This is a genomic window from Streptomyces sp. NBC_00876, assembly GCF_045207435.1.
Taxonomy (GTDB): Bacteria; Actinomycetota; Actinomycetes; order Streptomycetales; family Streptomycetaceae; genus Streptomyces.
In genome coordinates this window covers 1,380,339-1,400,653 of sequence record NZ_CP108800.1, presented here as the reverse complement: position 1 = coordinate 1,400,653, position 20,315 = coordinate 1,380,339, and the positions used below count along the sequence as shown (strand labels likewise).

General features: G+C 69.5%; 18 protein-coding genes. 15 read left to right on the top strand and 3 right to left on the bottom strand.

The genetic code is table 11. The features are described 5' to 3' along the window. Positions 1-93: 93 nt before the first annotated feature. A complete protein-coding gene (locus tag OG782_RS06035; RefSeq protein ID WP_406448357.1) occupies positions 94-888 on the bottom strand; it encodes a peptidylprolyl isomerase in 795 nt (264 codons plus the stop codon). Between the two features lie 147 nt (positions 889-1,035). Between OG782_RS06035 and OG782_RS06030 the strand changes: the two genes are divergently transcribed. The 4 genes from OG782_RS06030 (at position 1,036) to OG782_RS06015 (ending at position 5,544) form a co-directional block, all read left to right on the top strand. Beyond that, positions 1,036-1,722, top strand: a complete 687-nt coding sequence (locus tag OG782_RS06030) for an MBL fold metallo-hydrolase (RefSeq protein WP_385281197.1) — start codon at positions 1,036-1,038, stop codon at positions 1,720-1,722. Between the two features lie 13 nt (positions 1,723-1,735). Beyond that, positions 1,736-2,998, top strand: coding sequence for a histidine--tRNA ligase (gene hisS / locus OG782_RS06025; RefSeq protein ID WP_406448356.1), 1,263 nt, complete (start codon positions 1,736-1,738; stop codon positions 2,996-2,998). Positions 2,999-3,423: 425 nt separating this feature from the next. After that, on the top strand, positions 3,424-4,059 hold the full coding sequence (locus OG782_RS06020; RefSeq protein ID WP_406448355.1) for a vitamin K epoxide reductase family protein: 636 nt from the start codon (positions 3,424-3,426) through the stop codon (positions 4,057-4,059). A 93-nt stretch (positions 4,060-4,152) separates the two neighbouring features. Then, positions 4,153-5,544 carry a replication-associated recombination protein A gene (locus OG782_RS06015; RefSeq protein ID WP_406448354.1) on the top strand — a complete coding sequence of 464 codons (1,392 nt, stop codon included), beginning with the start codon at positions 4,153-4,155 and terminating at the stop codon, positions 5,542-5,544. Between the two features lie 17 nt (positions 5,545-5,561). Here the strand turns inward: OG782_RS06015 and OG782_RS06010 are convergent, their stop codons facing one another. Continuing rightward, the gene (locus OG782_RS06010; RefSeq protein WP_406448353.1) at positions 5,562-6,263 is read right to left on the bottom strand and encodes a DUF2470 domain-containing protein; all 702 of its coding nucleotides are present in this window, start codon (positions 6,261-6,263) and stop codon (positions 5,562-5,564) included. Positions 6,264-6,451: 188 nt separating this feature from the next. Here OG782_RS06010 and rpsD point away from each other — a divergent pair, with 188 nt between their 5' ends. After that, positions 6,452-7,066, top strand: coding sequence for a 30S ribosomal protein S4 (gene rpsD / locus OG782_RS06005; protein ID WP_136327444.1), 615 nt, complete (start codon positions 6,452-6,454; stop codon positions 7,064-7,066). An 18-nt stretch (positions 7,067-7,084) separates the two neighbouring features. Here the strand turns inward: rpsD and OG782_RS06000 are convergent, their stop codons facing one another. Next, positions 7,085-9,325, bottom strand: coding sequence for an ATP-binding protein (locus OG782_RS06000; protein WP_406448352.1), 2,241 nt, complete (start codon positions 9,323-9,325; stop codon positions 7,085-7,087). Positions 9,326-9,554: 229 nt separating this feature from the next. Here OG782_RS06000 and OG782_RS05995 point away from each other — a divergent pair, with 229 nt between their 5' ends. From OG782_RS05995 to aroQ, 10 genes are all read left to right on the top strand, one after another. Beyond that, positions 9,555-9,995, top strand: coding sequence for a DUF948 domain-containing protein (locus tag OG782_RS05995; protein ID WP_406458873.1), 441 nt, complete (start codon positions 9,555-9,557; stop codon positions 9,993-9,995). A gap of 7 nt (positions 9,996-10,002) precedes the next feature. Further along, a complete protein-coding gene (locus OG782_RS05990) occupies positions 10,003-10,356 on the top strand; it encodes a DUF6167 family protein (RefSeq protein WP_406448351.1) in 354 nt (117 codons plus the stop codon). Continuing rightward, the gene (gene alaS / locus OG782_RS05985; protein ID WP_406448350.1) at positions 10,356-13,025 is read left to right on the top strand and encodes an alanine--tRNA ligase; all 2,670 of its coding nucleotides are present in this window, start codon (positions 10,356-10,358) and stop codon (positions 13,023-13,025) included. The genes OG782_RS05990 and alaS overlap by 1 nt, the downstream gene beginning before the upstream one ends. Before the next feature lie 8 nt (positions 13,026-13,033). Next, positions 13,034-13,507: a Holliday junction resolvase RuvX gene (gene ruvX / locus OG782_RS05980; RefSeq protein WP_406458871.1), complete on the top strand. Its 474-nt coding sequence runs from the start codon at positions 13,034-13,036 to the stop codon at positions 13,505-13,507. Between the two features lie 95 nt (positions 13,508-13,602). Continuing rightward, the gene (mltG, locus tag OG782_RS05975) at positions 13,603-15,354 is read left to right on the top strand and encodes an endolytic transglycosylase MltG (RefSeq protein WP_406448349.1); all 1,752 of its coding nucleotides are present in this window, start codon (positions 13,603-13,605) and stop codon (positions 15,352-15,354) included. Next, on the top strand, positions 15,351-16,187 hold the full coding sequence (locus tag OG782_RS05970) for a shikimate dehydrogenase (protein ID WP_406448348.1): 837 nt from the start codon (positions 15,351-15,353) through the stop codon (positions 16,185-16,187). The genes mltG and OG782_RS05970 overlap by 4 nt, the downstream gene beginning before the upstream one ends. Positions 16,188-16,305: 118 nt before the next feature. Next, a complete protein-coding gene (locus OG782_RS05965; RefSeq protein WP_406448347.1) occupies positions 16,306-16,788 on the top strand; it encodes an acetyltransferase in 483 nt (160 codons plus the stop codon). A gap of 232 nt (positions 16,789-17,020) precedes the next feature. Then, entirely contained in the window at positions 17,021-18,205 is a 1,185-nt protein-coding gene (gene aroC / locus OG782_RS05960; RefSeq protein WP_406448346.1) for a chorismate synthase, read from the top strand. Positions 18,206-18,213: 8 nt separating this feature from the next. Then, entirely contained in the window at positions 18,214-19,860 is a 1,647-nt protein-coding gene (gene aroB, locus OG782_RS05955; protein ID WP_406448345.1) for a 3-dehydroquinate synthase, read from the top strand. After that, on the top strand, positions 19,857-20,297 hold the full coding sequence (gene aroQ, locus OG782_RS05950; protein WP_406448344.1) for a type II 3-dehydroquinate dehydratase: 441 nt from the start codon (positions 19,857-19,859) through the stop codon (positions 20,295-20,297). The genes aroB and aroQ overlap by 4 nt, the downstream gene beginning before the upstream one ends. Positions 20,298-20,315: the final 18 nt, after the last annotated feature.

Here is a 20,315-nt window from a genome sequence, read left to right as displayed (position 1 = left end):
GCGAAGGGCCGCCCGGCTGTCCGCACTCAGCGCGGCCGAAATTATTCGACCGCGCCGAGCGCCTTCGTACGGATCAGGCCGGGCCCGACGGGCTCACGCCTTGCCGACCGCCGCCTTCGTGATGTTCACGGCCTTCTTCGGCGCACCGTCGGCGGCGCCGCCGGTCACGCCCGCCTTGCCGATGGCCTCGACGGCCTTGAGCGAGTCCTTGTCCATCGTGCCGAACGGCGTGTAGCTGGGCGGCAGTTTGCTGTCCTTGTACACGAGGAAGAACTGGCTTCCGCCGGTGTGAGCCTGACCGGTGTTGGCCATCGCCACCGTGCCCGCCGGGTAGGTCACCGTGCCGTCGGCGCCCGCCTTGCCCAGCGCGGTCAGGTTCTCGTCGGGAATCGTGTAGCCGGGACCACCGGTGCCGTCGCCCTTGGGGTCGCCGCACTGGAGGACGAAAATGCCGCTCGTGGTCAGACGGTGACACTTCGTGCCGTCGAAGAACTTCTTGTCGGCGAGCGACTTGAAGGAGTTCGCGGTGTGCGGAGTCTTCGCCGCGTCCATCGTGAACGCTATGTCGCCCTGGCTCGTCTTGAGCGACATCGTGTACTTCGCCTTTTTGTCGATCTTCATCGCCGGCTCGGGCGCGCTCTTCTCGCTCGCCGAGGGCGACGGCTCCGCGGACGGGCTCTGGCTCGCGGCCGCGTCCGCCTTGTCGTCCTTGTCGTCGCCGCTGGTGGCGAAGTACGTGGCGCCGCCGATGACCGCCACCACGGCCACCGCGGAAGTGATGATGAGCGTCAGCCGCCGCGTCCTGTGGCGGGCCTCCTCCCGGCGCTGCTGCTGCCGCTCGAACTTCTCCCTGGCGAGCTGCCGCCGCCGCTGATCGCTGCTGACCACCGGGTGATCTCCTTGACGTCGTGTGATCGGGCCTGGGTTGCCCCGTACCGTATATGGGTTAGCTGTGGAATGAGGAGCGCCGGTAGGCTCTGAACTGCTGCGACCTCGCGGCAGCCCTCTCCCGTCGGACGACCATTAAGGACGATCGTGCTCATTGCCGGGTTCCCCGCCGGGGCCTGGGGGACCAACTGTTACCTGGTCGCCCCCGCCGCAGGCGAGGAGTGCGTGATCATCGACCCGGGCCACCAGGCCGCGTCCGGGGTCGAGGAAGCGCTGAAGAAGCATCGGCTGAAGCCCGTCGCGGTCGTGCTCACCCACGGCCACATCGACCATGTCGCGTCGGTCGTCCCGGTGTGCGGCGCACACGATGTCCCTGCCTGGATCCACCCCGAGGACCGGTACATGATGAGCGACCCGGAGAAGGCCCTCGGCCGCTCCATCGGGATGCCGCTCATGGGCGAGCTGACGGTGGGGGAGCCGGACGACGTCAAGGAGCTGAGCGACGGCGCCCGGCTGCTGCTGGCGGGCATGGAGTTCGGCGTCTCGCATGCGCCCGGCCATACCAAGGGGTCGGTGACGTTCAGGATGCCCGAGGCCGCGGAGGTTCCGCAGGTTCTCTTCTCGGGCGACCTGCTCTTCGCCGGCTCCGTCGGACGCACCGACCTGCCCGGCGGCGACCACGCCGAGCTCCTCGAGTCGCTGGCCCGCGTGTGCCTGCCGCTCGACGACTCGACCGTGGTGCTGTCCGGCCACGGCCCCCAGACGACCATCGGCCGCGAGCGCGCCACCAATCCGTATCTGAGCGGTATGGACGCGCCCCGACGAGGAATGTGACGAGAGCGACATCGTGAGCACCTTCAAGGCCCCCAAGGGCACGTACGACCTGACCCCGCCCGACTCCGCGAAGTACCTCGCGGTGCGCGAGGCGATCTCCGCACCGCTGAAGAACTCCGGCTACGGCTACATCGAGACCCCCGGCTTCGAGGACGTGGCCCTCTTCTCGCGCGGTGTCGGTGAGTCCACCGACATCGTGTCCAAGGAGATGTACACCCTCACCACCAAGGGCGGCTCCGAGCTCGCCCTGCGCCCCGAGGGCACCGCGTCCGTGCTGCGCGCCGCGCTGGAGGCCAACCTCCACAAGCTCGGCAACCTGCCGGTGAAGCTCTGGTACTCCGGCTCGTACTACCGCTACGAGCGCCCGCAGAAGGGCCGTTACCGGCACTTCTCGCAGGTCGGTGCCGAGGCGATCGGCGCCGAGGACCCGGCGCTCGACGCCGAACTGATCATTCTTGCCGATCAGGCGTACCGCGCCCTGGGCCTGCGTGAGTTCCGCATCCTGCTGAACTCGCTGGGTGACAAGGAGTGCCGGCCCGTCTACCGCGACGCGCTCCAGGGCTTCCTGCGCGAGCTCGACCTCGACGAGGAGACCCGCCGCCGCATCGAGATCAACCCGCTCCGGGTCCTCGACGACAAGCGCCCCGAGGTCCAGAAGCAGCTGACCGGTGCGCCGGTGCTGCGCGACTACCTGTGCGACGCCTGCAAGGCGTACCACGAGGAGGTCCGGGACCTGCTCAACGCGGCAGGCGTCGTGTACGAGGACGACGAGAGGCTCGTCCGCGGCCTCGACTACTACACCCGCACCACCTTCGAGTTCGTCCACGACGGACTGGGCTCGCAGTCGGCGGTCGGCGGCGGCGGCAGGTACGACGGACTGTCCGAGATGATCGGCGGCCCGGCGCTCCCGTCGGTGGGCTGGGCGCTCGGCGTGGACCGCACCGTGCTCGCCCTGGAGGCGGAGGGCATCGAGCTCGAACTGCCCTCCACCACCAGCGTCTTCGCCGTCCCGCTCGGCGAGGAGGCGCGCCGGGTGCTGTTCGGCGTCGTGACGCGGCTGCGCCGCGAGGGCGTGGCCGCGGACTTCGCGTTCGGGGGCCGCGGTCTCAAGGGTGCGATGAAGAGCGCCAACCGCTCAGGCGCGCGGTTCACGATCGTGGCCGGCGAGCGCGATCTGGCCGAGGGGATCGTCCAGCTCAAGGACATGGAGTCCGGCGAGCAGACGGCCGTGCCGGTCGCCGATGTGACCGAGGCGGTCCGCGCGCGCCTCGGATGACCGAATCCGGGTCGTGGGCGGGCCGTACAGCCCGCCCGCGACCCGGTGAGCCACCCGGCCCGCCCCGCTCCCGGCGCCGGAGGTCCGGCAGTGCGCCAACGGGCGCGGTGCGTCACGACTTTCCGTACCGTCAACCCGGCGAGCGCCCGTTCACCCTGCCGGACGTTTCCTTGCGCAGGCGCGGTGACGCCCGGCCCGGTCCGGAACATGCCCGAGGGCACGGCCGGTTCGCCGCGGCGCCGTCGCAGTCCGCGTACGTCACCTGCGCGTTCGGCCCTGACCCGGAAGGCCTCCGGGCAGCCCGCGCCCCGTGCCCCGCGGGCCTGTTTCCGGTACAGGTCTTTATCCGCATCGAACGGGAGACCGGCGGACGCGTACGGCAGAATGACCGTGCCCAGCAGGCTACTCACTGACGGAACGGCGATATGACGACTGCAGCAGTTGACCATCCCTCCTCCGACCAGGACGAGGACGGCGGCAAGAGGACCATCGGCGGCAGTCGCGCGTTCGCACTGCTGCTGGTGATCACGGGCGCTGCGGGACTCCTTGCCGCGTGGGTCATCACGATCGACAAGTTCAAGCTTCTCGAGGACCCCAACTTCACCCCGGGCTGCAGCCTCAACCCGGTGGTGGCCTGCGGCAACATCATGAAGAGCGAGCAGGCGGCGGCCTTCGGCTTCCCCAACCCGATGCTCGGACTCGTCACCTACTCCGTGATCATCGGCATCGGACTGGCCCTGCTGGCCGGAGCCCGCTTCCGCAGCTGGTACTGGCTCGGGATGAACGCGGGCACGCTGTTCGGGGTCGGATTCTGCACCTGGCTCCAGTACCAGTCGCTGTACAGCATCAACTCGCTCTGCCTGTGGTGCTGCCTGGCCTGGGTCGCCACGATCTTCATGTTCTGCTACGTCACCACGCACAACATCAAGCACCGGATCATTCCCGCGCCCAGCTGGCTGCGCAACGGACTCACCGAGTTCCACTGGGTCCCGCCGGTCCTGTGGATCGGCATCATCGGGATGCTGATCCTGACGCGCTGGTGGGACTTCTGGACCAGCTGACCCGCCCCGCCGCCGGGCCCGCCGGCCCGGCGCAGACGTCGTGCGGTGACCGGCCCGGCGGGGATGTCGGTGCGGTGACATAGGCTTCAAAACGTGGAGCCCGACCTCTTTACCGCAGCTGCCGAAGACCGCCAGGAGAAGGACCCGTCCAGCAGCCCCCTCGCTGTCCGGATGCGTCCGCGTACCCTCGACGAGGTCGTGGGCCAGCAGCATCTGCTCAAGCCGGGCTCGCCGCTGCGCCGCCTCGTCGGCGAAGGAAGCGGGGGACCGGCCGGCCCGTCGTCGGTGATCCTCTGGGGCCCGCCCGGCATCGGGAAGACGACCCTGGCGTACGTGGTCAGCAAGGCCACCAACAAGCGCTTCGTCGAGCTCTCCGCGATCACCGCAGGCGTCAAGGAAGTCCGGGCCGTGATCGAGGGGGCCCGCCGCGCCACCGGCGGCTACGGCAAGGAGACCGTCCTCTTCCTGGACGAGATCCACCGCTTCTCCAAGGCGCAGCAGGACTCGCTGCTCCCGGCCGTGGAGAACCGCTGGGTGACGCTGATCGCCGCGACCACCGAGAATCCGTACTTCTCGATCATCTCCCCGCTGCTCTCGCGTTCACTGCTGCTGACGCTGGAATCGCTGACCGACGACGATCTGCGCGGGCTGCTCCACCGGGCCCTGACCGACGAGCGCGGACTCGGCGGAGCGGTGACGCTGAACGAGGACGCCCAGGCACATCTGCTGCGCATCGCGGGGGGCGACGCGCGACGCGCACTGACGGCCCTGGAGGCCGCGGCCGGTGCAGCGATGTCCAAACAGGAGGAGGAGATCACCCTCCTCACCCTGGAGGAGACCGTCGACCGGGCGGCCGTGAAGTACGACCGCGACGGCGACCAGCACTACGACGTGGCGAGTGCCCTGATCAAGTCGATCCGCGGCTCCGACGTCGACGCGGCGCTGCACTATCTGGCCCGGATGATCGAGGCGGGGGAGGACCCCCGGTTCATCGCCCGGCGGCTGATGATCTCGGCCAGCGAGGACATCGGCCTCGCGGATCCCACGGCGCTGCCCACCGCGGTCGCGGCGGCCCAGGCCGTCGCGATGATCGGCTTCCCGGAGGCGGCGCTCACCCTGGGCCACGCCACGATCGCGCTGGCGCTCGCCCCGAAGTCCAACGCGGCGACACTGGCGATCTTCGCGGCCCAGGAGGACGTGCGGAAGGGGCTGGCCGGCCCCGTCCCGGCCCATCTGCGCGACGGCCACTACAAGGGCGCGGCCAAACTGGGCCACGCCCAGGGCTACGTCTATCCGCACGACGTCCCGGGCGGCATCGCCGCTCAGCAGTACGCCCCGGACGCCGTCCGCGACAAGCGCTACTACCGGCCCACCCGCTACGGGGCGGAGGCGCGGTACGCGGATGTGGCGGACCGGGTCCGTGAGCGTCTGGGCCGTGCGGGCGACGACGACGGCGGCGCCGCGAGCGCGCCCGACAGCCCGTAGACCGCAACCCACGGGTATCAGTGCGCGGCCGCTTCGAAGAGGGTGTGCATGGCGTGACTGAGCTCCACCACGTCGCGCACCGGCTCGGGGAACTCGAAGCGCGCGTCGAAGCACCCGCCGTTGCGTTCGAAGAACCGGACCCGCAGCCCGAGACGGTCCAGCGCGACCGGCACCACGGACGGCCGGCTCGTCGCGCAGGCACGGGCCGCCCGCTCGCCGAGCAGCTCACACAGGGTCTGAAGCTGTTCGCCGTGTGCCGCGTGCAGATGCTGGAGCAGTTCCGTCTCGTGCTCGACGAGCGGGTCGGCGGCCGCATCCCGGAAGTCCTCGGGATCCACCGGCTCCGCGCCCCAGAGGTCCTCGACATGGGCCTCGCCCGTCTCCAGCCGCAGCAGCATCCGGCCGGGACCCGCCATGCCGGGCACGGAGGTGAGCCAGCCGCAGACGCGGGCCCGGCCGCGGATACGGTGGGGTACGGAGACCGGGGCGACGTCCGTGATCTCCAGCACGGCCGACAGCTCGTCGTCCTGGGCGTGCGTCGCGGCCCGTACGGCCGGGGAATCCAGGGGGAACTCGAGGAAGAGATCCCCTTCGGGACCCACGCTGCGGGACAGCGGCATCAGCTGGTCCGAGCCCGCCCTCTCCAGCCCGGGGATGAGCAGTACCGCGGAGCAGGTACTCTGTACGAGAGTTCGTGTGCGCTCGGCTGCTGACGGCATCCGTGTGTTTTCAAGCCCGCTGGGACGCGGCTGACCACGATCAGATCGGCCTTCCGTCGTAGCAGCACCTTCATGTGTGCTGCCGCTGTCTGTGCTGTCCGTGACGTGTGTGGTGTTCCCAGGGCGAGACATGCGATCTCCTTGAGTAAGGTGAGCCTAACCTAACCTACAACGGAGGTCTGGAGAACGTGCCTAATCAGTCGCGTCCCAAGGTCAAGAAGAGCCGCGCGCTCGGCATTGCGCTGACGCCGAAGGCCGTCAAGTACTTCGAGGCCCGCCCCTACCCGCCGGGCGAGCACGGCCGCGGCCGCAAGCAGAACTCGGACTACAAGGTCCGTCTGCTCGAGAAGCAGCGTCTGCGCGCCCAGTACGACATCAGCGAGCGCCAGATGGCGCGTGCCTACGACCGCGCCAAGAAGGCCGAAGGCAAGACGGGCGAGGCACTCGTCGTCGAGCTCGAGCGTCGCCTCGACGCCCTGGTTCTTCGTTCGGGCATCGCCAAGACGATCTACCAGGCCCGCCAGATGGTCGTCCACGGCCACATCGAGGTCAACGGTGGCAAGGTCGACAAGCCGTCGTTCCGTGTCCGTCCGGACGACATCGTCATGGTCCGCGAGCGCAGCCGCGAGAAGTACCCCTTCCAGGTTGCCCGCGAGGGTGGTTACGACACCGACGGTGAGACCCCGCGCTACCTGCAGGTGAACCTGAAGGCCCTGGCCTTCCGCCTTGACCGGGACCCGAACCGCAAGGAAATCCCCGTGATCTGCGACGAGCAGCTCGTCGTCGAGTACTACGCCCGCTGATTCAGGCGTAGTCGCTCTTCACCAGCGCTCAGGCCCGCCCCTTCCCGATGTCGGGGAGGCGGCGGGCTTTCGCGTTCTCGCGGGCGCCGGCACGGCGGCGGACGGTTCGCCGTCACCGGCCTCCGCCGCCCCGGGCCGCTTGCCGGGCCGCGCCGCCAGCGCCCTGGCGACCACCGCGTCCGCCCCCAGCGCCCTGCCCGCGCGCAGACCCGACGCGTACCGCACCTCGCCCAGCTCGTGGAGGGCCAGCTCCGAGCAACGGGCGCGCGGCGCTCCGTAGTACGCCGAACCGAACAGCGGCAGCCCGACCGATGGCCAGATCCGGTCGGCGGCGCCCTGGAGCAGCGCCGCCTCGGCCGCCTCGCCCTCGACCACCGTGACGAGCGCCAGCAGTTCCAGCGCGAGCACCGTGCCGAGCAGGTCGTGGAAGGCGTGGCTGATGGCCAGCGACTGCCCGAGCAGCTCCCGCGCCCGCTCCGGGCGGCCGCGCTGCAGCGTGGCGAAGGCCAGCACGTACAAGGCGTAACTGAGCGCCCACCGCTCCCCGTGGTCCTCGCAGATGTCCCGGACCTCTTCGCAGATCACCACCGCACGGTCAAGATCGCCCCGGAACCCGATCGCCATGGCCAGCTCGACCTGGGCCATCAGCACATTGCTGTTCAGCTCGCCGAGTTCCCCGTAGCGGCCGAGCGCGTCGTGCAGGAGGTCCTGCGCGCGCGCCATGTCGTCCGTGACGAGGGCCAGGCAGCCGGTGCGGTGCACGGCGTACGCGGCCGCCGTGGCGTCGCCCGCCAGATCCGCCTCCTCCCGGCACTCCGTCAGCGCCGAGATCGCACCCACCGGATCCCCTTGCAGCACCGCGACGTAGCCGAGCACCCACAGCGCCTTCAGCCGGGAGGCGTCGTACGGGGTCTCCTCCTCCAGCACGTGGTCCAGCCAGTGCCGCCCCTCCGAGAGCCGCCCGCAGCCGACCCACAGGAACCAGAGCGTGCCGGCCAGGTACTGCGCGAGATGCGCCTCGTCCGGGCTGTCCAGCGAGCACTCCATGGCCCGCCGCAGATTCGGCAGTTCGCTCTCCACCCGGGCCGCCACCTCGGCCTGCCGTGGGCTGAACCAGTCGAGTTCGCACCAGGTCGCGAGCCCGAGGAACCAGTCCCGGTGCCGTCGGCGCAGCCGCTCGGTGTCGCCCGTGGCCGCGAGCCACTCGGCTCCGTACTCGCGCACGGTCTCCAGCATCCGGTAGCGGGTGCCCGCCGGTGAGTCCTCGCGCAGGACCACGGACTGCGCCAGCAGCCCGGAGAGCACATCGAGCACCGAATCGGCCGGCAGATCGGGGCCGCTGCAGATGTACTCGACCGCCTCCAGGTCGAACTGTCCGGCGAAGACGGAGAGCCGTGCCCACAGCAGCCGCTGCTGCGGGGCGCAGAGCTCATGACTCCAGCCGATCGCCGTGCGGAGCGTCTGGTGGCGGGCGGGTGCGCTGCGGCAGCCTCCGGTCAGCAGCCGGAAGCGGTCGTCGAGGCGCTGCAGCACCTGTTCGGCCGACAGGGCGCGCAGCCGGCCGGCCGCCAGTTCCAGCGCGAGGGGGATCCCGTCCAGCCGCCGGCACAGTTCCCGGGCCGGGCCGCGGGTGTGCTCGGTGAGCCGGAAGTCCGGCCGCACCGCCGCGGCGCGCTCGGCGAAGAGCAGGAGCGCGTCCTCGTCGGTCATGGTCGCGAGTGAGTACGTGGCCTCACCGGCGAGTTCCAGGGGCAGCCGGCCGGCGGCCAGAACCCGCAGCCGAGGGGCCCGGCGCAGCAGGTCCCGTACCAACTCGGCGCAGGCGTCCACGAGATGCTCGAAACCGTCGATCACCAGCAGGAGATGGCGATCGGCGCAGTGTTCGAGGAGTGTCGTGCGGGGCGGCCTGTTGGTGTGGTCGGTGAGTCCCAGCGCGTCGACCAGGGCGTGTTCCAGCAGTGCGGCGTCGTGGACGGCGGACAGCTCCACCAGCCATACCCCGTCGCAGTACCGTTTCTCCATGAGCGCCGCCGCTCTGGTGGCCAGCCGGGTCTTGCCGACCCCGCCCACTCCGGCGACCGTGACGAGCCGGGACCCCTCCAGCAGCCGTACAAGATCGGCCAACTCGCTGTCGCGCCCCACGAATCTGTTCAGCTCGGCCGGCAGATTGCCCCGGAGCGTGGGCGCGGGGCCGCTCGGGGCGCTGTCCGGGTAACCGGAGTCGTCCGGGTGGGGGAAGGGGCGCTGGGAGCGTCGCATGAAACACGCAGAGTACTGGCTTGAAAGCTCTCCGTACAATCTCGTTGCGGGAACTCCCGCCGTGCACGCCGGTAATGCGGTACAGGGCCTCGGCCCCGGCGCGATAGGCTCGGGGGACGGTGATCGGCTGCCGCGACGGCCGTCACCGAACGAGCAGAGCAAGCAAGACAGAGATCAAGACAGAGACAGACGACAAGCCAGAGAGCGGTGCACTGTGTCCGGTGGTGAGGTGGCCGGGATCCTGGTGGCCGTCTTCTGGGCGATCCTGGTTTCGTTCCTCGCCGTCGTGCTGGTGAGGCTCGCCCAGACGCTCAGGGCGACCACCAAACTCGTGGCGGACGTGACCGAACAGGCCGTCCCGCTGCTCGCCGACGCCTCCGCGACCGTACGCTCCGCGCAGACCCAGCTCGACAAGGTCGACGCGATCGCGACGGACGTGCAGGAGGTCACCTCCAACGCCTCGGCGCTCTCCACCACTGTCGCCTCCACGTTCGGCGGCCCGCTGGTCAAGGTCGCGGCGTTCGGTTACGGGGTCCGGCAGGCCATCGGCCGCAGGGCCGCACCCGAACCGCAAGCGCGTTCCCGGCGCTCGGTGATCGTCGGCCGGACCGTGCCGTCCGCGCGTGGCAGGAAGCGCGACGGCAGAAACTCCCGCGGATCGAAGGACTGACGCAGCGATGTTCCGCCGTACGTTCTGGTTCACCGCCGGCGCAGCCGCCGGGGTCTGGGCCACCGCCAAGGTCAACCGGAAGATCAAGCAGCTGACCCCCGAGAGCCTCGCGGCGCAGGCCGCCGACAAGGCGCTCGTGGCCGGTCACAGGCTCAAGGGCTTCGCCCTGGACGTCCGCGAGGGCATGGTCAGGCGCGAGGCCGAACTGGGCGAGGCGCTGGGGCTTCAGGCACCCGTCGATCCCGACCTCCCCGTGCAGCGCCACTTCGCCGTCGAGGCGGCCGAACCGGACGGGCGCAAGTCGCCCGCCACCTACCGCAAACTCCCCTACAACTCGTACAACCGGAATGAGGACCACTGATGGAGTCGGCTGAAATTCGTCGCCGCTGGCTGAGCTTCTACGAGGAGCGCGGTCACACCGTTGTCCCTTCGGCGTCGCTCATCGCGGACGACCCGACTCTGCTGCTGGTCCCGGCCGGCATGGTGCCCTTCAAGCCGTACTTCCTCGGCGAGGTCAAGCCGCCCGCCCCGCGCGTCACCAGCGTGCAGAAGTGCGTCCGCACGCCGGACATCGAAGAGGTCGGCAAGACCACCCGGCACGGCACCTTCTTCCAGATGTGCGGCAACTTCTCCTTCGGCGACTACTTCAAGGAAGGCGCCATCGAGTACGCCTGGGAGCTGCTCACCGCCTCCCTGGCCGACGGCGGCTTCGGACTCGACCCCGAGCGTCTGTGGATCACGGTCTACCTCGACGACGACGAGGCCGAGGCCATCTGGCGCGACAAGATCGGTGTCCCCGCCGAGCGCATCCAGCGCCTGGGCAAGAAGGACAACTTCTGGTCCATGGGCGTCCCCGGACCCTGCGGCCCCTGTTCCGAGATCAACTACGACCGCGGCCCCGAGTTCGGTGCCGAGGGCGGTCCGGCCGTCAACGACGAGCGGTACGTGGAGATCTGGAACCTGGTCTTCATGCAGTACGAGCGCGGCGCCGGCGACGGCAAGGACGACTTCCCGATCCTCGGCGACCTGCCGTCCAAGAACATCGACACCGGTCTCGGCCTCGAACGCCTCGCGATGATCCTGCAGGGCGTGCAGAACATGTACGAGACCGACACCCTGCGCGTCGTGATGGACAAGGCCACCGAGCTCACCGGGGTGCGCTACGGCGCCGCCCAGGGCACGGACGTCTCGCTCCGCGTGGTCGCCGACCACATCCGTACCTCCGTCATGCTCATCGGTGACGGCGTCACCCCCGGCAACGAGGGCCGCGGCTACGTGCTGCGCCGCATCATGCGCCGGGCCATCCGCAACATGCGGCTGATGGGCGCCACCGGCTCGGTCGTCAGCGAGCTGGTCGACGTCGTGATCAACACGATGGGCCTGCAGTACCCCGAGCTGATCACCGACCGCAAGCGCATCGAGACCGTCGCCCTCGCCGAGGAAGCCGCCTTCCTCAAGGCCCTCAAGGGCGGCACCAACATCCTCGAGACCGCTGTCGACGAGACCAAGGCCGCCGGCGGCCGGGTCCTCGCCGGTGACAAGGCGTTCCTGCTCCACGACACCTGGGGCTTCCCGATCGACCTCACCCTGGAGATGGCCGCCGAACAGGGCCTGTCCGTGGACGAGGACGGCTTCCGCCGCCTCATGCAGGAGCAGCGGGACAAGGCCAAGGCCGACGCCAGGGCCAAGAAGTCCGGTCACGCCGACCTGTCCGCCTATCGCGAGGTCGCCGACAACTCCGGCGTCACCGAGTTCACCGGCTACACCTCCATCGAGGGCGAGTCGACGGTCGTCGGCCTCCTCGTCGACGGCGTCCCCTCGCCCGCCGCCTCCGAGGGCGACGAGGTCGAGGTCGTCCTGGACCGCACCCCCTTCTACGCCGAGGGCGGCGGCCAGCTCGCCGACCAGGGCCGGATCCGGCTCGACACCGGCGCCGTCATCCAGGTGCGCGACGTCCAGCAGCCGGTCCCCGGTGTCTCCGTGCACAAGGGCTCGGTCCAGGTCGGCGAGGTGACGGTCGGCGCCTCCGCCCTGGCCACCATCGACAACACCCGCCGCCGCGCCATCGCCCGCGCCCACAGCGCCACCCACCTCACGCACCAGGCGCTGCGCGACGCCCTGGGCCCGACGGCCGCCCAGGCCGGCTCGGAGAACTCCCCGGGCCGCTTCCGCTTCGACTTCGGTTCGCCCGCCGCCGTTCCCGGCACGGTCCTCGTCGATGTCGAGCAGAAGATCAACGAGGTCCTCTCGCGGGAGCTGGACGTCCAGGCCGAGGTCATGTCGATCGACGAGGCCAAGAAGCAGGGCGCCATCGCCGAGTTCGGCGAGAAGTACGGCGAGCGGGTCCGCGTCGTCACCATCGGCGACTTCTCCAAGGAGCTGTGCGGCGGCACGCACGTCCACAACACCGCCCAGCTCGGCCTGGTGAAGCTGCTCGGCGAGTCGTCCATCGGCTCCGGTGTGCGCCGTATCGAGGCCCTCGTCGGCGTCGACGCGTACAACTTCCTCGCCAAGGAGCACACGGTCGTCGCCCAGCTCCAGGAGCTGGTCAAGGGCCGCTCCGAGGAACTCCCGGAGAAGATCGCCTCCATGCTCGGCAAGCTGAAGGACGCCGAGAAGGAGATCGAGAAGTTCCGTGCGGAGAAGGTCCTTCAGGCCGCCGCCGGACTGGCCGACTCCGCCAAGGACGTACGGGGCGTCGCCCTGGTCACCGGCCAGGTGCCGGACGGCACCTCCGCCGACGACCTGCGCAAGCTCGTCCTCGATGTCCGAGGACGCATCCAGGGCGGCCGGCCGGCCGTCGTGGCCCTGTTCACCACGGCCAACGGGCGCCCGCTGACCGTCATCGCCACCAACGAGGCCGCCCGCGAGCGCGGCCTCAAGGCCGGTGACCTGGTCCGTACCGCCGCCAAGACGCTCGGCGGCGGTGGCGGCGGAAAGCCGGACGTCGCCCAGGGCGGCGGCCAGAACCCGGACGCCATCGGCGACGCCGTCGCCGCTGTCGAACGCCTCGTCACCGAGACGGCGTGACGCCGGACATGACGCAGATGCGCCGCGGTCGCCGGCTGGCGATCGACGTCGGGGACGCCCGGATCGGGGTCGCCTCGTGCGACCCCGACGGGATCCTCGCCACGCCGGTGGAGACCGTGCCGGGACGCGACGTCCCGGCCGCCCACCGGCGGCTCGGGCAGATCGTCGCGGAGTACGAGCCGATCGAGGTCGTCGTCGGCCTGCCCCGCTCCCTGGGCGGCGGAGAGGGCCCGGCCGCGGCCAAGGTCCGCGCTTTCGCCGATGTGTTCGCCCGCGCGGTTGCACCCATTCCGGTGCGATTGGTGGACGAGAGGATGACCACAGTGACGGCCACTCAGGGGCTGCGCGCATCGGGCGTGAAGTCCAAAAAAGGCCGATCCGTCATCGATCAGGCTGCCGCTGTGGTGATCCTTCAGAACGCTCTGGAGTCCGAACGGGCTTCGGGCAATCCTCCCGGCGAGGGCGTCGAAGTGGTTGTCTGATCGCGATACGGTAACGTTCCGCGCGATGCGGCGGTGTTCGAACAAACACCGCACAGCAAAGAGACGGAACGTCGTCTCGCGGCTCAAGGGGATCGATGACTGAGTATGGCCGGGGCCCCGGCTCCGAACCGTGGCATCCCGAGGACCCCTTGTACGGGGACCAGGGATGGGGAGGCCAGCAGCCTGCCCACGGCCAGAGTCAGTACAACGGCGGGCAGCAGCCCTACCCGCAGGACCCGTACGCCCAGCAGCAGCCGCAGGACCCGTACGCGCAACAGCAGCAGCAGCACGACCCCTACGCGCAGCAGCAACAACAGGATCCGTACGCCCAGCAGCAGGCGCAGCAGGATCCGTACGCGCAGCAGCAGTACCAACAGCAGCCGCAGTACGGAGCCCAGCAGGACCCGTACGCCCAGCAGCCCCCCTACAACGGAGGCTGGGACACCGGTCAGCAGCCGGCCGCGATGCCGTACGAAGGGCAGCCCGCCGCCCCGTACGGCTACGACGGGACGAACGACTACTACGGCACCCCCGAGGCCTACCCGCCTCCGCAGCCCCCGGGCCGCCGTGAGGCCGCGCCCGCGCAGGCGGAGGCTCCCACGCAGCAGCCGGACTGGGACCCGGAGGTCCAGCCCGAGGAGACGCACCCCTTCTTCACGGGCGCGGACGACGACGGCGACGCCAGGGACGACGACTACGACGACGATCCCCGCGAGTCCCGCCGCGGCGACGGCGGAGGCGAGCGCCGAGGCAAGGGCAAGAAGAAGAAGGGCCGCAGCGGCTGCGCCTGTCTGGTCGTCTCCCTCGTCCTGGTGGGCGGTCTCGGCGGAGTGGGCTACGTCGGCTACTCGTACTACAAGGACAAGTTCGGCGAGGCACCTGACTACGCGGGCAGCGGTTCGGGATCCGTCGAGGTGGAGATCCCCAAGGGCTCATACGTCTCGGACATCGGCAACATCCTGAAGAAGCGGGGTGTGGTCAAGAGCGTCGACGCGTTCGTGTCCGCACAGAGCGAGAACCCCAAGGGCAAGTTCATCCAGGCCGGCGTCTATCTCCTCCACGAGAAGATGTCCGCGGCCGAGGCCGTGAAGATGATGGTCGACCCGAAGAGTCAGAACCTTCTGATCATTCCCGAGGGCACTCCCAACCGTCTGGTGTACGCCTCGATCGACAACAAGCTGGGCGTCAAGAGCGGCACCACCCGTGCGGTCGCCAAGAAGCAGTCCGGCAGCATGGGCCTGCCGGACTGGGCGGGTGGACATCGCGACATCATCGACCCCCTGGAAGGGTTCCTCTACCCGGCGGCCTATCCGGTCACCAAGGGCATGAAGCCGGAGGCCATCCTGAAGAAGATGGTCTCCCGCGCCAATGAGGAGTACGACAAGGCCGACCTCAAGGCCAACGCCGCGAAGCTCGGGCTCAAAGACCCCTGGCAGTTGATCACGGTCGCCAGCCTCGTCCAGGCCGAGGGCAAGTACAAGCACGACTTCGACAAGGTCTCCCGGGTCGTCTACAACCGGCTCAAGCCCAACAACACCGAGACCAACGGTCTGCTCGACTTCGACTCCACCGTCAACTACGCGAAGAAGTCGAGCACGCTCGATATCGGTCCGGTGTCGGAGCAGCGGAACTTCAAGCACCCGTACAACACGTACTACATCCACGGTTTGCCACCTGGCCCGATCAACAACCCTGGCGATGCCGCACTCCAGTCGGCGATCAAACCCACCCCGGGGCCCTGGTACTACTTCGTTTCGGTGACCGAGGACAAGACCTTGTTCGCGGTCACCAATGCCGAGCACGAACGGAACCGGGAGAAGTACGAGAAGGAGAAGTCCGGCCAGTGAGCAATCCGCACAGGGCGGCCGTCCTCGGCTCGCCCATCGCCCACTCCCTCTCCCCGGTCCTGCACCGGGCCGCGTACGCCGAGCTCGGCCTCGACGACTGGTCGTACGACCGGTTCGAGATCGACGAGCAGGCGCTGCCCGGTTTCGTCGAGGGGCTGGACGACTCCTGGGCCGGGCTCTCGCTGACCATGCCGCTGAAGCGGGCGATCATTCCGCTGCTGGACGAGGTCAGTGAGACGGCGGCCTCGGTCGAGGCGGTCAACACTGTGGTGTTCACCAAGGATGGCCGAAGGGTTGGTGACAACACGGACATCCCCGGCATGGTCGCGGCGCTGCGCGAACGCGGTGTGAACAAGGTGGAGTCCGCAGCCATCCTCGGCGCTGGTGCGACTGCATCCTCGGCCGTCGCGGCCCTTGCCGAGATCTGTACAGGGGCGGTTACTGCCTATGTGCGTAGCAGGGGGCGCGGTGACGAGATGCGGGTCTGGGGGGGCCGCCTTGGCGTGGACGTCCGGATCGCGGATTGGGCGGAAGCGGAGCAGGGCCTTCATGCCCCTCTGGTCATCGCCACCACGCCTGCAGGTGCGACGGACGTCCTCGCGGATGCCGTACCTGAATATCCCGGCACGCTATTCGACGTCCTCTATGAGCCGTGGCCGACCGCGCTTGCTTCTCGTTGGGCGTCGACGGAAGCGTCCGTGGTGGGTGGGCTTGACCTCCTGGTGCATCAGGCCGTGTTCCAGGTCCAGCAGATGACAGGGGTGCCGGTTGCCCCCCTGGCCGAAATGCGATTTGCGGGGGAGCGTGCACTGAATGGTAGATCGGCTGTATAGCCGGGCTCCCGAATCCGGCGTTTACGCAAAGCGCGGAAGGCTTCATTCCGGATCTTCGTGATTGTCTTCGAATGTCCGCCTGCTCTTGATTGGTGACTTGCACGCGAATAGTATCGCCTTGCTTATTCCCATTCGAGAGGATGAAGTAATGCGAAGAAGCCTATATGTCGCAGGCGTCACCGCAGGTTTACTCGGTGCGGCTACGTTGGCTGGAGCTACGCCCGCCGCTGCGGCCGCCTCGACGCCGCAGGCCGCCTGTGGATCGGGTTATAGCGTGCTCGAATCCAAAACCGTGGGATACGACAAGAGCACGGTCAGCCCTGCCGCTCGTGTGTACCTACTGTACAACTCCTCGAATGGGTATAACTGCGTCGTCACGATGCATATCAATGGGTATGTCGGCTTTGGCGCTCAGACCGAAGCGGGGATTCTCGTCGAGGGCGGCAGCTGGAAGCGCGACAAGGCTGATTACAGTTATTACGCTGGCCCTGTCTATGCTTATGCGGCCAACAAATGCGTGAAGTACACCGGCGGCGTTGAGTACTATGCAGGCGGAATATTCTGGGACAGTTACACCAGTAGTTTCGGCCACTGTGGCTAATCCTGGCACCGGGTCGGACGCGCCCTTCGCGCGCCATTGCGGGGGCCTCATTCGGATCCGTGCCTGACTCACGCCTGACGTGGCAGCAGGCTGCCGGCCACCCACCCGTTCAGTCCGACGTCTGGACGGGTGGGTGGCCGGCCCGCATGTCGTGGGAGGATCGGGGGCGGCGGGCCAGGGCCGCGCAGCCGGTCGCGCCGTTGGATTTCAGGCGCGAGCATGAGGAGCACCGTTGAGCAGGTTGCGCTGGCTGACCGCGGGGGAGTCGCACGGCCCCGCACTGGTGGCGACGCTGGAGGGTCTTCCCGCCGGTGTCCCGGTCACCACGGAGATGGTGGCGGACGCGCTCGCCCGGCGGCGGCTCGGTTACGGCCGCGGTGCCCGGATGAAGTTCGAGAAGGACGAGGTCACCTTCCTCGGCGGTGTCCGGCACGGGCTGACCATGGGTTCGCCGGTCGCCGTGATGGTGGGCAACACCGAGTGGCCCAAGTGGGAGCAGGTCATGTCGGCCGACCCGGTCGACCCCGAGGTGCTGGCCGCGCAGGCCCGTAACGCCCCGCTGACCCGCCCCCGGCCCGGTCACGCCGACCTTGCCGGCATGCAGAAGTACGGCTTCGACGAGGCCCGGCCGATCCTGGAGCGCGCCAGCGCCCGGGAGACCGCGGCCCGCGTCGCGCTCGGCGCCGTCGCACGGTCGTACCTCAAGGAGACCGCCGGCATCGAGATCGTCAGCCACGTCGTGGAGCTGGCCGCGGCCAAGGCGCCGTACGGGGTCTACCCCGTCCCCGCCGATGTCGAGAAGCTCGACGCCGACCCGGTGCGCTGCCTCGACGCCACCGCGAGCAAGCAGATGGTCGCCGAGATCGACCAGGCGCACAAGGACGGCGACACGCTCGGCGGCGTCGTCGAGGTGCTCGCGTACGGAGTGCCGGTCGGCCTCGGTTCGCACGTGCACTGGGACCGCCGCCTCGACGCCCGCCTCGCCGCCGCGCTCATGGGTATCCAGGCCATCAAGGGCGTCGAGGTCGGTGACGGCTTCGATCTCGCCCGGGTGCCGGGCTCCAAGGCGCACGACGAGATCCTGGTGACCGAGGACGGCATCAAGCGCGCCTCCGGCCGCGCCGGTGGCACCGAGGGCGGTCTGACCACCGGTGAGCTGCTGCGCGTCCGCGCCGCCATGAAGCCCATCGCGACCGTGCCGCGCGCGCTCGCCACCGTCGACGTGGTGACCGGTGAGCCCGCCAAGGCACACCACCAGCGCTCCGATGTCTGCGCCGTCCCGGCGGCCGGCATCGTCGCCGAGGCGATGGTCGCCCTGGTCCTCGCCGACGCGGTCGCGGAGAAGTTCGGCGGCGACAGCGTCGCCGAGACCCACCGCAACGTCCAGTCGTACCTCGACCACCTCGAGATCCGATGAGCGATCCGATGAGCGATCCGACGAGCGGTCCGCTGATCGTCCTGGTCGGGCCGATGGGCGTCGGCAAGTCCACCGTCGGTGAACTGCTCGCCGCCCGCCTGGGCACCGGCTACCGGGACACCGACGCCGATGTCGTCGCCACGGCCGGCAAGCCCATCCCGGAGATCTTCTACGACGAGGGCGAGGAGCACTTCCGCGCGCTGGAGCGCCAGGCGGTCGAGGCCGCCGTCGCCGAGCACGGGGGAGTCCTCTCGCTCGGCGGCGGCGCCGTCCTCGACGAGGCCACGCGCACCCTGCTCGCCGGGCACACCGTCGTCTATCTGTCGATGGACGTCGACGAGGCCGTCAAGCGGGTCGGGCTGAACACCGCGCGCCCGCTGCTCGCCGTGAACCCGCGCCGGCAGTGGCGCGAGCTCATGGAGGCCCGCCGCCACCTCTACACGGAGGTGGCCCGCGCGGTCGTCGCGACCGACGAGCGCACACCGGAAGAGGTCGCCCAGGCGGTCCTCGACGTACTGGAGCTGCCGGACGCACCGTCGTCCGGCCGGGAGAACACACGTATGACGGAGCAGGCATCCACCCGCATCCAGATCGCCGGCAGCGCGGGCACCGACGCGTACGAGGTGCTGATCGGCCGGCAGCTCCTGGGCGAGCTGCCCACGCTCATCGGTGACCGCGTCAAGCGCGTCGCGGTCCTGCACCCCGAGGCACTCGCCGAGACCGGCGAAGCGGTCCGCCAGGACCTCGCGGACCAGGGCTACGAGGCCATCGCGATCCAGCTGCCGAACGCCGAGGAGGCAAAGACCGTCGAAGTCGCGGCCTACTGCTGGAAGGCGCTCGGCCAGACCGGCTTCACCCGCACCGATGTCATCGTGGGCATCGGCGGCGGCGCCACCACGGACGTCGCGGGCTTCGTCGCCGCCTCCTGGCTGCGCGGGGTGCGGTGGATCGCCGTGCCCACCACCGTGCTCGGCATGGTCGACGCCGCCGTCGGCGGCAAGACCGGCATCAACACCGCCGAGGGCAAGAACCTCGTCGGCGCCTTCCACCCGCCCGCCGGTGTCCTCTGCGACCTGGCCGCGCTGGACTCGCTCCCGGTCAACGACTACGTCTCCGGCATGGCCGAGATCATCAAGGCCGGCTTCATCGCCGACCCGGCGATCCTGGACCTCGTCGAGGCGGACCCCCAGGGGGCTCGTACACCCGCCGGACCGCACACCGCCGAACTGATCGAGCGGGCCATCCGGGTCAAGGCCGAGGTCGTCTCCAGCGACCTCAAGGAGTCCGGGCTCCGCGAGATCCTCAACTACGGCCACACCCTGGCCCACGCGATCGAGAAGAACGAGCGCTACAAGTGGCGCCACGGTGCCGCCGTCTCCGTCGGCATGGTCTTCGCCGCCGAACTGGGCCGCCTCGCCGGACGCCTCGACGACGCCACCGCCGACCGGCACCGCGCCGTCCTGGAGTCCGTCGGACTGCCGCTCACCTACCGAGGCGACCAGTGGCCCAAGCTGCTGGAGAACATGAAGGTCGACAAGAAGTCCCGCGGCGACCTGCTGCGCTTCATCGTCCTGGACGGCCTCGGCAAGCCCACCGTCCTGGAGGGCCCCGATCCCGCCGTGCTGCTCGCCGCGTTCGGGGAGGTGTCGGCGTGACCCGCCGGGTCTTCGTCCTCAACGGCCCCAACCTCGGCCGGCTGGGCTCCCGCGAACCCGATGTCTACGGAGCGACCTCGTACGCCGGACTCGTCGACGCCTGCCGCACCCTCGGCAAGGAGCTCGGCTTCGACGTCGACGTCCGGGAGACCAACGACGAGGGGGAGCTGATCCGCTGGCTCCACGAGGCCGCGGACGGATCAATTCCGGTCGTTCTCAACCCGGGTGCCTTCACGCACTATTCGTACGGGATGCGGGACGCTGCAGCCCAGCGCACCGCCCCGCTGATCGAGGTGCACATCTCGAACCCGTACGCACGGGAGGAATTCCGCCACAACTCCGTGGTCGCGCCCGTCGCCACCGGGACCGTGGCCGGATTCGGCATCGGTTCCTACCGGCTCGCCCTGCGCGCTCTCGCGGACGAGCTGACGGACTGAAGCACCACCGCACCGGAC

Bases quoted from the DNA above. Each gene is read 5' to 3' on its own strand.
- OG782_RS06020 (WP_406448355.1), top strand. From the start codon at position 3,424: ATGACGACTGCAGCAGTTGACCATCCCTCCTCCGACCAGGACGAGGAC.
- OG782_RS06010 (WP_406448353.1), bottom strand. From the start codon at position 6,263: ATGCCGTCAGCAGCCGAGCGCACACGAACTCTCGTACAGAGTACCTGC.
- OG782_RS06000 (WP_406448352.1), bottom strand. From the start codon at position 9,325: ATGCGACGCTCCCAGCGCCCCTTCCCCCACCCGGACGACTCCGGTTAC.
- OG782_RS05990 (WP_406448351.1), top strand. From the start codon at position 10,003: ATGTTCCGCCGTACGTTCTGGTTCACCGCCGGCGCAGCCGCCGGGGTC.
- alaS (WP_406448350.1), top strand. From the start codon at position 10,356: ATGGAGTCGGCTGAAATTCGTCGCCGCTGGCTGAGCTTCTACGAGGAG.
- ruvX (WP_406458871.1), top strand. From the start codon at position 13,034: ATGACGCAGATGCGCCGCGGTCGCCGGCTGGCGATCGACGTCGGGGAC.
- mltG (WP_406448349.1), top strand. From the start codon at position 13,603: ATGACTGAGTATGGCCGGGGCCCCGGCTCCGAACCGTGGCATCCCGAG.
- aroB (WP_406448345.1), top strand. From the start codon at position 18,214: ATGAGCGATCCGACGAGCGGTCCGCTGATCGTCCTGGTCGGGCCGATG.